This window comes from Paracoccus sp. ME4 (assembly GCF_046736325.1).
GTDB lineage: Bacteria > Pseudomonadota > Alphaproteobacteria > Rhodobacterales > Rhodobacteraceae > Paracoccus.
Genome location: NZ_CP151276.1, coordinates 2807247 through 2821076 on the forward strand (window position 1 = coordinate 2807247; position 13830 = coordinate 2821076).

A 13830-nucleotide genomic window follows, 5' to 3' on the forward strand; every position below is an offset into this window, starting at 1 on the left:
TTATCCTTTCGCCAGCGCGCCGGAGATGATGCTGCGCTGGACCTCGTTCGAGCCGCCATAGATCGACAGCTTGCGGTTGTTCAGCCAGGTGGCGCTGGCGGCCAGGGCCTCGTCGGCACCCTCGGGGCCTTCGTTCCCCTCAAGCGTCAGGGCCATGGCCTGCCCGCCATAGGCGCGCCGGGTCAGCGCATCCAGGCGCTGGCGGATCTGGGTGCCCTTGATCTTGAGCATGCTGCTCTCGATGCCGGGCGCCTGGCCCTGGGCCGCCGCCGACAGCATGCGCAAATTGGTGGTGGACATGGCCATCAGCTCGATCTCGACCCCCGCCATCTCGGCAGCGAACAGCGGATCGTCGGACAGGGGCTGGCCGCGATGGCGCTGCGCGCGGGCCACGCGTTTCAGATTGTCCAGCGCGGCGGTGGCAAAGCCCACGCCCGCGATGTTCGTGCGCTCATGCGTCAGCAGGTATTTGGCATAGGTCCAGCCCTGGTTCTCCTCGCCGACCAAGTTGGCGACGGGGACGCGGACATTGTCGAACCAGACCTCGTTCACCTCGGCCGTGCCGTCCAGAAGGACGATGGGGCGCACGGTGACGCCCGGCGTCTCCATGTCGATCAGCAGGAAGCTGATGCCCTCCTGCTTCTTGCCTGTCGCATTGGTGCGCACCAGGCAGAAGATCATGTTGGCGTGCTGGCCAAGCGTGGTCCAGGTCTTCTGCCCGTTGACGACATAGTGGTCGCCATCACGCACAGCCTCGCAGCGCAGGCTGGCCAGGTCCGACCCGGCGCCGGGTTCGGAATAGCCCTGGCACCACCAGTCGTCACCGTTCAGGATGCGCGGCAGCCAATAGTCCTGCTGCTCCTTCGACCCGAATTTCTGCAGGACCGGTCCCAGCATGGCGATGCCGAAGGGCACGATGCGCGGCGCATGGGCGCGGGCCGATTCCTCCTCGAAGATGTGGCGCTGGATCGCGGTCCAGCCCGCGCCGCCAAATTCGGTGGGCCAGTTCCCGGCCAGCCAGCCGCGCGATTGCAGCTTGGCGTGCCAGCCCTCCATCTCGGCCTTGGTCAGGTCGTGATGGAGCCGCACCTTGCGGGCCAGCGCGGGGTCCAGCTCGGCCTTCAGAAAGGCGCGGATGTTGTCGCGGAAGGCGGTTTCCTCGGGGGTAAAGCTCATGTCCATCAGAAGATCTCCAGAAGTCCGGCGGCGCCCTGGCCACCGCCCACGCACATGGTGACGACGCCCCATTTGGCGCCCCGGCGGCGGCCTTCGCGCAGCAGATGGCCCGCCGTGCGCGCACCGGTCATGCCGAAGGGATGGCCGATGGAAATGGCCCCGCCATTGACGTTGTATTTCGCCGGATCGATGCCAAGCGTGTCGCGGCAATAGAGGCACTGGCTGGCAAAGGCCTCGTTCAGCTCCCACAGGTCGATGTCGTCGACCGTCAGCCCGTGGCGCTCCAGCAGGCGCGGCACGGCAAAGACCGGGCCGATGCCCATCTCGTCGGGCGCGCAGCCCGCGACGGCAAAGCCGCGGAAGGCGCCAAGCGGTTCCAGGTTCAGCGATGCGGCCAGGTCGGCCTCCATCACCAGCAGCGCCGCCGCCCCGTCGGACAGCTGGGACGCGTTGCCTGCGGTCACGAACTGGCCCGCACCGCGCACCGGCTCGAGCTTGGCCAGCGCCTCCAGCGTGGTGCCGGGGCGGTTGCCCTCGTCGGCGGCGATGGTGACCTCGCGGTCGGCACTCTCGCCGGTGGCCTTGTCGGTGACGGACATGGTGACCGTCATCGGGATGATCTCATCGTCGAAGATCCCGGCGGCCTGCGCCGCGGCCGTGCGGGCCTGGGATTCGACGGCATAGGCGTCCTGCGCCTCGCGCGTGATCCCATAGCGGGCCGCCACGATGTCGGCGGTCTCGATCATGGTCATGTAGAGGTCGGGGCGGTTCGCCTCGATCCATCCTTCCCGCGAATGACGCACGGGCGGCTGGACCATGGAAATGCTCTCGACTCCGCCGACCAGCACGGCGCGCGCGCCCTCATGGGCGACCATCTGCGCGCCCTGCGCCAGCGCCTGCAGGCCCGACGAGCAGAAGCGGTTGACCGTGGCGCCCGCGATGCTGTCGGGCAGGCCCGCGCGGATCACCGCCTGACGGGCGATGTTGCCGCCCGTCGCGGCCTCGGGATAGCCGCAGCCCCAGAGGCTGTCCTCGATCAGCGCGGGGTCGATGCCCGCACGCTCGACCACGGCGCGGGCCACGGCCCCGGCCAGCACGGCCCCGTGGGTCTGGTTGAAGGCGCCGCGCTTGGCGCGCCCGATGGCGGTGCGGGCGGTCGAGACGATCACCGGCTGTTTCATGCGGATTGTCCTTCGTTCAGATCGGCGAAGCGGCGGCCCGTGGCCACCAGATCGACCAGCAGCGGCGCGGGGCGCCAGAAATGGTCGTCTTCCGCGGCAAAGCGGCGGATGTCGTCCAGGATGCGGTCCAGCCCGTGGGCATCCGCCCAATGCATCGGCCCGCCCCGCCAGCGCGGAAAGCCGTAGCCGTTCAGCATCACCACATCGACGTCCAGGGGGCGCAGGGCGGTGCCGTCCTCGACCACGCGGGCGGCCTCGTTCACCATCGCGGCCATGGTGCGGGCCACGATCTCATCGGCGTCGAAGCCGCGGGGCGTCAGGCCCAGATCGGCGCGCACGGCCTCCAGCAGCGCGGGAAGGTCGGGGTTCGGCACCGGGGGCTTGGCGGCATAGTCGTAATAGCCGCGCCCGGACTTGCGGCCCAGATGGCCCTGTTCGTAGAGGCGGTCGGCAAAGGCCGGCACCCGGTCGCGCGGATGGCGGTCGGCGGCCTTGCGCTGACGGGTCATGTAGCCGATGTCCAGCCCGGCCAGATCGGTCACCGCATAGGGACCCATCGCGAAGCCGAACCCGGTCAGCGCCCGGTCCACCGCGATCGGGTCGGCCCCGTCCAGCACCATCGCGTCCACCGCCGCGCGGTAATGCGCCAGAATGCGGTTGCCGATGAAGCCGTCGCAGACGCCCGCGCGCACCGCGACCTTCTTCAGCCGCTTGGCCAGCGCAAAGCCGGTCGCGATGGCATCCGGGGCAGCGCGGTCGGGAACCACCACCTCCAGCAGGCGCATCACATGGGCCGGAGAGAAGAAATGCAGGCCGATCACGTCGCGCGGGCGCGAGGTCGCATCCGCGATCTGGTTCACGTCCAGATAGGAGGTGTTCGTGGCCAGCACGGCGCCCGGCTTCGCCACCCGGTCCAGCGCGGCGAAGACCTGACGCTTGACGTCCATGGATTCGAAGACCGCCTCGATCAGCAGATCGGCCTGGGCCAGCGCTTCGTGGTCGGTCGCGGTGCGGAAGGCGTCCGCCAGGATGGCGTCGCGGCGCGGCGCGGCCAGCTTGCCGCGGCTGACCGCACCTGCCAGCAGGTCGGCCACGGTGGCCGCCGCCTTGTCGGCGCCGGCCTGGTCGCGTTCCAGCAGCGTCACGTCCAGTCCCGCCAGCAGGCAGGAGACCGCGATGCCCGCGCCCATCAGCCCGCCGCCGACGATGCCCACGCGGTCCAGCGCGCGCGGCGGCACGCCCGCGATCTGCGGCAGATGCGCGACGGCGCGTTCCGCGAAGAAGGCATGGATCAGCGCCGCGCGTTGCGGGCTGTCCATCAGCGCCAGAAAGCCCGCGCGTTCCACGGCCATGCCCTCGTCGAAGGACAGGGCCAGCCCCTCGGTCGCGACATCGACGGCGGTGGTCTGGGCGATCTGGCCCGGCAGGCTGCGCACCAGCCTGGCCTTCAGCGCATCGGTCGCGGCGGGGTCGGCCTCGGGCGCGGGCAGGTCGCGGGTGCGGCGCGGGGGCTGGCCAGCCAGCGTCTCGGCCAGGGCGATGGCGGCGGCGGTCAGCTCGCCATCGGCCAGCGCGTCGATCAGACCCAGCTCGCGCGCCTCAGGGGCGGGGATCTGGCGGGCAGAGGTCATCGCCTCAAGCGCGGGCATCAGGCCGATCAGGCGCGGCAGGCGCTGCGTGCCGCCCGCGCCGGGCAGAAGGCCCAAGGTCACCTCGGGCAGGCCCATCCGGGCCGACGGCGCCGCGATGCGCGCATGGCAGCCCATGGCCAGCTCCAGCCCGCCGCCCAGGGCGGTGCCGTGGATGGCGGCGACGACGGGTTTCTCCAGCGCCTCGATGGCGGCGATCACATCGGGCAGGAAGGGCGCCTGCGGCGGTCGCCCGAACTCCGAGATGTCGGCTCCGGCCACCCAAGTGCGACCCGCGCAGATCAGGACGCCGGCCTGGGCCGCGTCATCGGCGGCAAAGGCGCGGGCGGCGTCGATCAGGCCCGCGCGCACGGCCTGTCCAGTGGCGTTCACGGGGGGGTTGTCGATGGTGATCAGGCCGATGCGGCCCTGCCGGGCATAGGTCACGGGGGAAGTCATCGCGGAAACCTCTCAGTCATTGGGGCTGCCCGACCAGGCGGGGGTGCCGTCGGCGCCGACCATCCCGTGCAGGCGGGCGACGGTCTCGCGCAGGACGGGGCCGACATGGGCATGGATGCGGTCGTCGGGCAGGACATCGTCCAGCGCACCGCAGGAAAAGGCGACCGGCCCGGCCAGCCGCGCCGACCGGAACGGCACCGACACCGCCGAGATCGAGCCGGAATAGCGCAGCCGCGGGTCCACGATCGCATAGCCGCGGGCGACCAGCTGGCTGCGCGCCTGCAGGCGCAGATCGGCCAGCGTGCCGCCGTCCAGCGGCGGTTCGGGATGATCGGCCATCAGCGAGGCGAATTCGTCCCGCGTCGAGGCGCCCAGCACCGCCAGCCCCGAGGACGAGCCGCCGATGGGCAGGCGGTGGCCGACCTCCAGCCAGATCGAGGCCGCGCGCTGCGGCCGCCAGGTGCGCATCAGCGCGACCTTGTCTCGGTCGCGCACCGCGAACAGGACCAGCGTGCCGGTCTGGTCCGCCAGGCCCTGCATCATGTCCTGCGCCGCGTCCAGAAAGGACAGCGACGCCGCCGCCACGTGCCCCATCGCCAGAAGTGTCGGCCCGGGGCGATAGCGGTCGTTGCGCTGCGGCTGCGTCAGATAGCCCAGGCAGCCCAGGGTGAAGGTCAGCCGCGACACCGTCGATTTCGGCAGGCCCGTCCGTTCGGCGATCTGGGCATTGGTCAGACCGTCATCCCCCGCCCGGAAGGCGCGCAGCACCGACAGGCCCCGCGCCAGCGTGGTGGCGAAGTTGCGGTCCTCCTCGTAATCCGGGCGGGGTTCGGGGCTCATCACATGGATCCCGGCAGCAGCAGCGAGATGATCGGGAACAGGATCAGCAGCACCAGGACCAGCACGTCCACGACCAGAAAGCGCGTGACGCCCGCAAAGATCGTGTCGATGCTGACATTCTTGGTCACGTTGCTGACCACGAAGACGTTCAGCCCGACGGGGGGCGTGATCAGCCCGATCTCCAGCAGCTTGACGACGATGACGCCGAACCAGATCAGGTTCATGTCATAGCCGTCCACCAGCGGCACCATGAAGGGCAGCGTCAGCACCATGATGCCGATCGGATCGAGGAACATGCCCAGGACCAGATAGATCACCACGATCACCAGCATCAGCATCGCGAAGGACAGCTGCGCGTCCGACACCATGCCCACGACCGCGCCGGCCATCCCGGTCAGCGCGACGAAGCTGACGAAGATCTTGGCCGCACCCGCGATCAGGAAGATCGCGGCGGTCTGGGTCAGGCTCTCGCGGATGGCGCGCCACAGCACGCCCAATGTCAGGCGGCGCTGCGCGAAGCCGATCAGCGTGGTCAGCACGACGCTGACGGCCGCGGCCTCGGTCGCGGTGAAGATGCCGCCATAGATGCCGCCGACGATGACGACGAACAGCATCAGCGCGGGCCAGGCGGCGATGGCCGCCTCGCGCCGGCTGGCGCCTCCGGCCTCGCCCGCGGGGGCGGCGGCGGGGTTGCGGCCCACCCACCAGGCGATGACCAGCAGCATCCCCGCCAGAGAGACCAGCCCCGGCAGCACGCCCGCGAGGAACAGCTGCGCGATCGAGGTCTCGGTGAAGATGCCGTAGAGGATGAAGAGGACCGAGGGCGGGATCAGCGAGCCGAGCGTGCCCCCCACCGCGACCGAGGCCGTGGCCAGTTTCGGGTCGTACCCCATGCGCAGCATCTCGGGCACGCAGATGCGGCCCATGGTCGAGGCGCAGGCGATGGACGAGCCCGAGATGGCCGAAAAGCCCCCGCAGCCCAGCACCGAGGCCATGGCCACCCCGCCCGGCAGCTGGCGCAGCCAGACCGCCGCCGCGTCATAGATGCGCGTGGTGATGCCCGCATAGAAGGCGATGTTGCCCAGGGCCACGAACAGCGGCACCATCGACAGGTCGTAGGAATGGACCAGGTCGAAGAAGTTCGAGAACACGACCGAGCTGGTCGGGTTCAGCGCGCGTTCGGGCGCAAAGCCCCCCGCGCGGGTCGCATAGACCAGGAAGGTGCCGGTCGCCGCCACCCCGGCCAGCGCGAAGGCGATGGGCACGCGCGCCGCCAGAAGCACCAGAACGGCGGCCATGGCCACCAGGCCGATCGTCATCGGATCCATCAGTTCACCTCATGTCCGTCGGCATCCAGGATGGCGTCGCCCCGGCGCAGCTGCCCCAGATCGCCCGCCAGCAGCACGGCCAGCCGCACCCACATCAGCGCCAGCCCCGCCAGGAACAGCGTCACGCCCGGCCAGCGCGGGATGTTCAGGTCGCCATAGTAGAATTCGCCCGAGGCGAAGGCCTGCCCCGCCACGCGCCAGGCCGCATAGATCAGCGGCGTCAGCGCCAGGAGCCCCGCGACATGGCCCAGCACGATCAGCCGCGACCGCATCCGCCGCGGCAGGCGGTCGCTGACGAAGGTGACGGCGACATGGCTGCGCGCCGCGGTCGCCGCCGCCATGGGCAGGATCACGGCCGCCACCATCAGCTCGCGCACCATGATGATGGCGTCGGGCACGCTGGTACCGAACACCGCGCGCGCCACGACATTGGCGAAGATCACCAGCCCCAGGACGATCAGCGCCAGGACCGACAGGTCCAGCAGCGTCCGTTCGATCACGCGCATGGGTCAGCCGCGCTCCCAGGGATAGCCCTGGGCTTCCAGCTCGGCGCTGTATTGCGCGATCAGGCCGCGATATTCCTCCAGCAGCGCGGCCCCGTCGAGGCCCGAGGCGTCGGCGCGCGCGATCCAGTCATCCAGATAGGGCTGGGCGGCCTCGGTCAGCTTGGCGCGGTCCTCGTCCGAGAAGCGGACGATCTCCTTGCCGGCATCCTCGAGGATCTTGATCGATTCGGCATTGGCCTCGCCCACGATGCGGCCGAACTCGTCGGCCAGGCCCTCGCCCGCGGTCATGATGACCTGCTGCTGCTCGGGGGTCAGCGAATCGTACATCGACTTGTTCATGACGATGCCCAGGGCACCGACCTGACCCCAGTCGATGAAGGTGTAGCTGTCGAAGACCTCGTCGAACTTCAGCGCCGCGATCAGGTAGGAATAGGTCTGGGTGCAGTCGATCAGCCCGTTCTCCAGGCCCTGATAGGCCTCGTAGACGCTCATGTCGATCAGGGTCGCGCCCAGGTCGCGGAACGTCTGGCCATAGGCGCCGACGCCGCGGACCTTCTTGCCGGCCAGCTGGTCGACCGAGGTCACCGCCGGTCCCTTGCAGCCCATCTGCACCGCCGAGGTGGTGTAGGTGCCCACATAGACCAGGTTCTGCGCGGCCAGGTTGGCCTTGATCTGCTCGTTGTTGCGCATCAGCGCGTCGGTGGCCTTCATGCCGACCCAGGGGTCCGGGTTCTCCAGCGGCAGGTCGGCGATGCCGTAGGCCACCATGTCCTGCGGGAAGTAGACGCCGATGACGCTGCCCAGATCGGCCACCCCGTCGCGCAGCGACTGCACGGCGGCCTTCTCGGAGAACAGCGCGCCCCCCCAGGTGATGTCCAGCGTCAGGTCGCCGCCCGACTGTTCGGCCACCTGGTCGGCGAACCATTGCGTCGCCTCGGCGCGCGCGCCGCGGTTCGGACCCGGCTCTCCGTAGATCAGCACGGTCTGGGCGGTGGCGGGGACGGCAAGCATCGCGGTCAGGCCAGCGGCCATCAGCGCGTTCCGGGCGAACGATCTGGTCATGGTGAAACTCCTCCCTGTTCCACACAGCAGACTGTCATTCCACTATGCGGAACGCAACGTCGAATTGACCGAAACGTGACCTCTGGGCTATCTGGCGGTTTTTCGCTCAATGCCGGATGGTGCGCCCTGATGATCGGAGCCTGCTCAATGCCCAACCCTGTCCGTACGGCCCTGCTGGCGCTTGCGCTTGGCTGGGCCTGGCCCGCCTTGGGCCAGACGCCCGACCTGCCCTTCACCGCCGCCGACATCGAGGCGGCGCAGTATGGCGGCGGCGCCCTGCCGGGCGGCCGGTCGGCGCTGACGGCCAAGGTGCAGCTGCTGCTGGACCGCTCGGGCACCTCTCCGGGCGTGATCGACGGGTTCAAGGGCGGCATGAGCCAGTCCGCCATCCTGGCCTTCGAACGCCGCACCGGCCTGCCCCAGGACGGGATCATGGACCCGCATGTCTGGAACCTGCTGCAATCCTTCGCGGTGCGCCCGGTCACGCAATCCTACACCATCACCGCCGAGGACGCCGCCGGGCTGGCCGCGTCGATCCCGACCGACTATGCGGAAAAGGCGCTGATGCCCGCCATGGCGCATACCAGCATCGCCGAACGCCTCGGCGAGCGGTTCCACATGGACGAGAAGTTCATCCAGTTCCTGAACCCCGGCATCGACCTGGTGCCGGGCGCGACGATCCAGGTGATGGCCCCGAACCCGCCCCTGCGCGGCGAGGTCACGCGAATCATCATCGACAAGGACAACCGCCGCGTCGCGGGCTACAACGCGCGGGGCGAGATGCTGGTCGACTATCCGGCCACCATCGGCTCCAGCGTCACCCCGTCGCCGCAGGGCGCGCACAACGTGCGCACGGTGGCGATCAATCCGAACTACACCTACAACCCGGACGTCAACTTCCGCCAGGAGGGCAACGACCGGCCGCTGGTGATCCCGCCCGGCCCAAACGGCCCTGTCGGCACGGTCTGGATCGGCCTGACCAAGCCCACCTACGGCATCCACGGCACGCCCACGCCCTCGCAGCTGTTCCACAACCAGTCGATGGGCTGCGTGCGCCTGACCAATTGGGACGCCGAGGAGCTGGCCGGAATGGTCCGCATCGGCGGCACCGAGGTGCAGTTCCTGGACGCGGGCGTCAGCATCGCCGACGCGACCGGCACCGCCGCCCCCTCGACGCCCCCGGTGGCCGCCATCGCCCTGCCCGAGGACGGAACCGCCGCGGCCGCCACACCCGATCCGGCCCAGCCCCTGGCCCTGCCCGACCCGCTGGCGGCGCCCCAGGCTCAGGCGGCCCCGGTGCCCGAGGCCGCGGCCCCCGCGACCGATCCGGCTGCGCCCGCCTCCGATCCCCTCAGCCCCGATCCCCTCAGCAACGCGCTGACCGATGCGCTGCCGCAGGGCTTCGTGGTGCCGCCGCTGGACCCGGCGCAGCCATGATCCGGGCGGCGGCGCTGCTCACGGCCGTGGTCCTGACGCTTCCCGCCGCCGCGCAGGAGGCCCCGCGCCCGCCCGAACGCCCCGCCGATCCCGCGGATACCGCGCCCGTCGAATCGGGCGCGGTCGAGACGGCGCCCGCCGCCGACGCGACCGCCGACGCGGCACCGCAGCCCTTCGGCCCGCCCGCGCCGCCCGTCTGGTTCACCCTGCGCGAGAGCGATGCGCGCCACGACGCCTGCCGCTTGGCGTTGACGGTGCTGGGCGCAGGCTTCCGCCCGGTGCCGCCCGTCACCGATCCCGACAACCGCGATTGCGGTATCGCCCGGCCGCTGCAGGTCACCCGGATCCTGCCCGGCATCCCCCTGAGCGGAGAGCCGGTCCTGCGCTGCGACACCGCGCTGTCGCTGGCGCTGTGGACGCGCGATTTCCTCATTCCCGCGGCCGCGACCCTGCCCGACGCGCCGCGCCTGACGGGCCTCGAGACCGGGCCGGGCTATTCCTGTCGCGAGCGGGTCGGGACCGGCGACGCCGATCCAAAGCCCTCGGAACACGGCTACGGCAATGCGATCGACGTGATGGGGTTCCGCCTGGACGACGGCGATCCGGTGCCCGTCCAGCCGCGTCAGGGCGATGGCGATCCCGCCGAGAGCTTTCAGCGGGCGGCGCAGGGGACGGCCTGCCTGATGTTCACGACGGTGCTGGGGCCGGGGTCGAACGCGGCGCATGACGACCACCTGCATCTGGACATCGCCGCGCGAAACGGCGGCTGGCGGCTGTGCGAGTGACGCTCAGCGGCTCTGGCGTTCCATGTCCAGATAGGTCGGATCGAAGCGCGCCAGCGTCGCCAACCCCTTCCAGTCGAGGATGACCACATCCGCGCCCGACCAGCGCAGCAGGCCCCGGTCGCGCAGGTCGCGCACCGCCCGGTTCACGTGGATCGGCGAATAGCCCAGGATGTCGGCCAGCTCGCGCTGCAGCAGCGGCAGCGAGAATGTGTGCCCGGAGGCCGCGCCGACCGCGTTCAGCCGCACGTAGACCTCGCAGAGCAGATGGGCTAGATGCGCGCTGGAGCGCAGCGAGGCCGCCGCCACCAGCCACTGCCGATGTACCGCCGCATCGATCAGCGTGGCCATCCACAGCAGCCGCGTCAGGTGGGGAAAGTTCTCGGTGATCTCAACCAGCTCGTCATGCTCGACGAACTCGACCTCGGCGGGACCGGCGGCCACAACCGAATGCTCCAGCCCGGCCAGCACGAAGCCGTGCAGATCGACGAAGTCGCCCGGCACGTGCAGGGCGGTGATCACCCGTTCGTTCGGACGACCGACCAGCTGATGCGAGCGTGCGGACATGCCGCGCAGCATCATGCAGCTGCGCTTGGCCAGCCGGTGCGCGGGCACGATGACCTCTCCGGGGGCGAAGGCCACATGGGTCGTGCGCAGGCCGCGCAGCCGGTCCAGGTCGCGTTCGGACAGGCTGTCGCGGCGCTGGAGGTAGCGGATGAAGTATTCGGTGATCGCCATTCCGCCCCTCCTTTCAAAGCAGCCGGACATTTGCAAATCGAGATTCTGGGCGCAATGGCCGCCCCTTCGGTTATAACAATGATTAAGCTCCAACGCAGCATGGTCCGACGCGGTTCACCGCCCGCATGCGAAGATCCTGCGCGACCGGTTGCGCCGCGTTGCGCTCAGGCCCGCGCCCGCAGCGGCACGCGCAAAGCGGCCTCCAGCGCGGCGAAGCTTTCGGGCACGCCGGGACAGCGCCGGGTAACGAATTCGTCCAGCTGCGGGAACAGGCGCACCGCCTCGTCCAGCTTGGGGTCGGACCCCGGCGCATAGAGGCCCGCGCGGATCATCAGCTCGGATTCGGCATAGGCCCCCAGGGCGGCGCGCGCGCGCGCGATGGCCGCGTTCTCGACCGCGCTGGCCGCGTCGGGCAGCGACCGCGAGACCGACCGCACCACGTCCACCGCCGGAAACCGCCCACGTTCCGCGATGGTGCGGTCCAGCACCACATGCCCGTCCAGCGTGCCGCGCAGGATGTCGGCCACCGGCTCCTCCATGTCCGATCCGGCGACCAGCACGCTGAAGATGCCGGTGATGTCGCCGGTCCCTTCGGGTCCGGGGCCCGCGCGTTCCGCCAGCGCCATGATCAGGTTCGACACCGAGGGCGGAAAGCCGCGATAGCTGGGCGGCTCTCCGGCGGCCAGGGCGATCTCGCGATGTGCCTCGGCGAAACGGGTGATCGAATCGGCCAGGAACAGGACATGGCGGCCCTGGTCGCGGAAATGCTCGGCCACGGCCATCGCGGCCCAGGCACAGCGCCGCCGGATCAGCGGCGAACGGTCCGAGGTCGCCGCCACGATCACCGCGCGGGCCATCCCCTCGGGGCCCATGGTCTTCTCCACGAACTCGCGCAGCTCGCGCCCGCGCTCGCCGATCATAGCGATGACCACGACATCGGCCTGCACGCCGCGGGCCATCTGCGACAGCAGCGTGGACTTGCCCACGCCGGACCCGGCAAAGAGGCCGATCCGCTGGCCCGCGACGATGGGCAGCAGCGTGTCGAAGACCGCCATGCCCGTGCCCAGACGCGCGCCCAGACGCTTGCGGGTGACGGCGGGCGGCGCCTCGCTGCGAAAGCTGCGCTCGGTCAGGCCGTGCGACAGCGGGCGGCCGTCCAGCGGCTGGCCCAGCGGGTCGATGATGCGCCCGATCCAGTCGTCGCAGGGCGCGATTCGCGGGGCGAAGCACAGCTGCACCTCGGCGCCGACCGACAGCCCCTCGATCGGTCCCTCGGGCAGGACCTGGGCGGTGCGCGGCGACAGGCCCACGACCTCGCCGCCCAGATGCCCGGTGGCGAGGGCGATTCGCACCCGGTCGCCCACCGATGCGCGTCCGTTCAGACCCTCGACCGCGATCAGGCCCGCGCGGATCGCCTGCACCCGACCGAAATGCCGCGCCAGCCGCAGCTGCGACAGGCGGCGGGCGATCGATTCGAACTTGTCCATGCGGGGCATCCTTCGCGGCTGAGCATTTTTCGGTCCACGAAACGGTTTCTAAACCAATTGGGGTTAAGACCGGGTTTATCGGAATTGAGGAGAAGCCTCATGTTTGAGAAGATCGAGATGCTGCGGATGGCCCGCGCCATGGGCCAGCACAGCCAGGCCCGCCATATCGAGGTGGCGCGCAACATAGCCAATGCCGACACGCCCGGCTTCCGGGCGTCGGACCTGCAGCCCTTCGCCGACAGCTATCGCCGGGCCGAGACGGCCGGCACGCTGCGCGTGTCGAACGCGCGGCACCTGGACAGCCCGCAATGGTCGCCCGGCACCGCCCGCGTGATCGAGACCGCGGGCCCCGTCTCGCCCAACGGCAACTCGGTCTCGCTGGAGGACCAGATGGTCCGCGCCGCCGAGGTCAAGCGCCATCACGACCTGTCTCTGACCATCTACCGTTCGGGACTGGACCTCATGCGGTCCAGCCTGGGACGCCGGTAAGGAACCCCACCCATGTCCGATCCGATCTCACCGCTGCGCCTCGCGGCGTCGGGGATGCGTGCGCAGACCGAACGGCTGCGCCACACCGCCGAGAACATCGCCAATGCCGACACGCCCGGCTATCGCCGCAAGCTGGTCACCTTCGAGGAGGCCGTCCGCTTCGGTCGCCCCACGGGCGAGGTCGAGGCCGGGCGCACCATCCTGGACCAGACCGCCCTGCCCCGCATCCACGACCCCGCGCATCCGATGGCCGATGCCGACGGCTATTACGACGGCTCGAACGTCGATCTGGTGATCGAGCTGGCCGACAGCCGAGAGGCCGGCCGCAGCTACGAGGCCAACCTGCGCATGTTCGAACAGACCCGCCAGATGAGCGCGTCGCTTCTTGATCTTCTCCGTCGCTAGAAAGGCTGACCCATGATCTCCGGACTGAATGCCGCCAACGCCTACTCCGCCGCCCGCACCGCGGTCGCCCCGCAACCCGGATCGGACACCCTGGCCCGCGTGGGCCAGGCGGCCGAGGATTTCGCCGCCCAGATGGCGCAGGTCGATCAGGTCTCGGCCAGCACGATGATGGGCCAGACCAGCACCCAGCAGCTGGTCCAGACCATCGCCGAGGCCGAGCTGACCATGAACACCGTCGTGGCGATCCGCGACAAGGTCGTCGAGGCCTATCAGGAAATCCTGCGGATGCCGGTGTAACGGGAGGGTGTCGTG

14 protein-coding genes are annotated in these 13830 nt (G+C 70.0%); 5 read left to right on the plus strand and 9 right to left on the minus strand.

The features are described from left to right. Genes AACG61_RS14335 through AACG61_RS14365 form a run of 7 tightly spaced genes read right to left on the minus strand, consistent with a single transcriptional unit; the run spans position 1 to position 8180 of the window. A complete protein-coding gene (locus tag AACG61_RS14335; RefSeq protein WP_411837778.1) occupies positions 1-1182 on the minus strand; it encodes an acyl-CoA dehydrogenase family protein in 1182 nt (393 codons plus the stop codon). Continuing rightward, positions 1182-2357, minus strand: coding sequence for an acetyl-CoA C-acyltransferase (locus AACG61_RS14340; protein ID WP_411837779.1), 1176 nt, complete (start codon positions 2355-2357; stop codon positions 1182-1184). The genes AACG61_RS14335 and AACG61_RS14340 overlap by 1 nt, the downstream gene beginning before the upstream one ends. Further along, positions 2354-4444: a 3-hydroxyacyl-CoA dehydrogenase NAD-binding domain-containing protein gene (locus AACG61_RS14345; RefSeq protein ID WP_411837780.1), complete on the minus strand. Its 2091-nt coding sequence runs from the start codon at positions 4442-4444 to the stop codon at positions 2354-2356. Before AACG61_RS14345 ends, AACG61_RS14340 begins: the two co-directional genes overlap by 4 nt. Positions 4445-4456: 12 nt before the next feature. Then, on the minus strand, positions 4457-5284 hold the full coding sequence (locus AACG61_RS14350; protein WP_411837781.1) for an IclR family transcriptional regulator: 828 nt from the start codon (positions 5282-5284) through the stop codon (positions 4457-4459). Further along, the gene (locus AACG61_RS14355) at positions 5284-6612 is read right to left on the minus strand and encodes a TRAP transporter large permease (RefSeq protein WP_411837782.1); all 1329 of its coding nucleotides are present in this window, start codon (positions 6610-6612) and stop codon (positions 5284-5286) included. The genes AACG61_RS14350 and AACG61_RS14355 overlap by 1 nt, the downstream gene beginning before the upstream one ends. Continuing rightward, positions 6612-7118, minus strand: a complete 507-nt coding sequence (locus tag AACG61_RS14360; RefSeq protein ID WP_411837783.1) for a TRAP transporter small permease — start codon at positions 7116-7118, stop codon at positions 6612-6614. Before AACG61_RS14360 ends, AACG61_RS14355 begins: the two co-directional genes overlap by 1 nt. 3 nt (positions 7119-7121) lie before the next feature. Beyond that, positions 7122-8180, minus strand: a complete 1059-nt coding sequence (locus AACG61_RS14365; protein ID WP_411837784.1) for a C4-dicarboxylate TRAP transporter substrate-binding protein — start codon at positions 8178-8180, stop codon at positions 7122-7124. Between the two features lie 147 nt (positions 8181-8327). Here AACG61_RS14365 and AACG61_RS14370 point away from each other — a divergent pair, with 147 nt between their 5' ends. Together AACG61_RS14370 and AACG61_RS14375 are read left to right on the plus strand one after the other, a co-directional pair. Further along, positions 8328-9617 (plus strand): L,D-transpeptidase family protein, encoded by a 1290-nt coding sequence (locus AACG61_RS14370; protein ID WP_411837785.1) that lies wholly within the window; start codon positions 8328-8330, stop codon positions 9615-9617. After that, on the plus strand, positions 9614-10402 hold the full coding sequence (locus tag AACG61_RS14375) for an extensin family protein (protein WP_411837786.1): 789 nt from the start codon (positions 9614-9616) through the stop codon (positions 10400-10402). Before AACG61_RS14370 ends, AACG61_RS14375 begins: the two co-directional genes overlap by 4 nt. Positions 10403-10405: 3 nt before the next feature. Here the strand turns inward: AACG61_RS14375 and AACG61_RS14380 are convergent, their stop codons facing one another. Continuing rightward, positions 10406-11137: a Crp/Fnr family transcriptional regulator gene (locus tag AACG61_RS14380; protein WP_411837787.1), complete on the minus strand. Its 732-nt coding sequence runs from the start codon at positions 11135-11137 to the stop codon at positions 10406-10408. Positions 11138-11301: 164 nt separating this feature from the next. Then, positions 11302-12624, minus strand: a complete 1323-nt coding sequence (locus AACG61_RS14385) for a FliI/YscN family ATPase (protein WP_411837788.1) — start codon at positions 12622-12624, stop codon at positions 11302-11304. Positions 12625-12723: 99 nt separating this feature from the next. On the opposite strand from AACG61_RS14385, the gene AACG61_RS14390 reads away from it, so the two are divergent. The 3 genes from AACG61_RS14390 to AACG61_RS14400 are packed head-to-tail and all read left to right on the plus strand — an operon-like array spanning position 12724 to position 13815. After that, positions 12724-13113, plus strand: a complete 390-nt coding sequence (locus tag AACG61_RS14390) for a FlgB family protein (RefSeq protein ID WP_411837789.1) — start codon at positions 12724-12726, stop codon at positions 13111-13113. 12 nt (positions 13114-13125) lie between these two features. Further along, on the plus strand, positions 13126-13518 hold the full coding sequence (flgC, locus tag AACG61_RS14395) for a flagellar basal body rod protein FlgC (protein WP_411837790.1): 393 nt from the start codon (positions 13126-13128) through the stop codon (positions 13516-13518). Between the two features lie 12 nt (positions 13519-13530). Continuing rightward, on the plus strand, positions 13531-13815 hold the full coding sequence (locus AACG61_RS14400; RefSeq protein WP_411837791.1) for a flagellar hook-basal body complex protein FliE: 285 nt from the start codon (positions 13531-13533) through the stop codon (positions 13813-13815). Positions 13816-13830: the final 15 nt, after the last annotated feature.

What these genes read in the sequence shown, in the direction of transcription:
- AACG61_RS14375 (WP_411837786.1), top strand. Translation starts at nt 9,614, where the DNA reads ATGATCCGGGCGGCGGCGCTGCTCACGGCCGTGGTCCTGACGCTTCCC.
- AACG61_RS14385 (WP_411837788.1), bottom strand. Translation starts at nt 12,624, where the DNA reads ATGGACAAGTTCGAATCGATCGCCCGCCGCCTGTCGCAGCTGCGGCTG.
- AACG61_RS14380 (WP_411837787.1), bottom strand. Translation starts at nt 11,137, where the DNA reads ATGGCGATCACCGAATACTTCATCCGCTACCTCCAGCGCCGCGACAGC.
- AACG61_RS14400 (WP_411837791.1), top strand. Translation starts at nt 13,531, where the DNA reads ATGATCTCCGGACTGAATGCCGCCAACGCCTACTCCGCCGCCCGCACC.
- flgC (WP_411837790.1), top strand. Translation starts at nt 13,126, where the DNA reads ATGTCCGATCCGATCTCACCGCTGCGCCTCGCGGCGTCGGGGATGCGT.
- AACG61_RS14335 (WP_411837778.1), bottom strand. Translation starts at nt 1,182, where the DNA reads ATGGACATGAGCTTTACCCCCGAGGAAACCGCCTTCCGCGACAACATC.
- AACG61_RS14390 (WP_411837789.1), top strand. Translation starts at nt 12,724, where the DNA reads ATGTTTGAGAAGATCGAGATGCTGCGGATGGCCCGCGCCATGGGCCAG.
- AACG61_RS14365 (WP_411837784.1), bottom strand. Translation starts at nt 8,180, where the DNA reads ATGACCAGATCGTTCGCCCGGAACGCGCTGATGGCCGCTGGCCTGACC.
- AACG61_RS14360 (WP_411837783.1), bottom strand. Translation starts at nt 7,118, where the DNA reads ATGCGCGTGATCGAACGGACGCTGCTGGACCTGTCGGTCCTGGCGCTG.
- AACG61_RS14345 (WP_411837780.1), bottom strand. Translation starts at nt 4,444, where the DNA reads ATGACTTCCCCCGTGACCTATGCCCGGCAGGGCCGCATCGGCCTGATC.
- AACG61_RS14350 (WP_411837781.1), bottom strand. Translation starts at nt 5,284, where the DNA reads ATGAGCCCCGAACCCCGCCCGGATTACGAGGAGGACCGCAACTTCGCC.
- AACG61_RS14340 (WP_411837779.1), bottom strand. Translation starts at nt 2,357, where the DNA reads ATGAAACAGCCGGTGATCGTCTCGACCGCCCGCACCGCCATCGGGCGC.
- AACG61_RS14370 (WP_411837785.1), top strand. Translation starts at nt 8,328, where the DNA reads ATGCCCAACCCTGTCCGTACGGCCCTGCTGGCGCTTGCGCTTGGCTGG.
- AACG61_RS14355 (WP_411837782.1), bottom strand. Translation starts at nt 6,612, where the DNA reads ATGGATCCGATGACGATCGGCCTGGTGGCCATGGCCGCCGTTCTGGTG.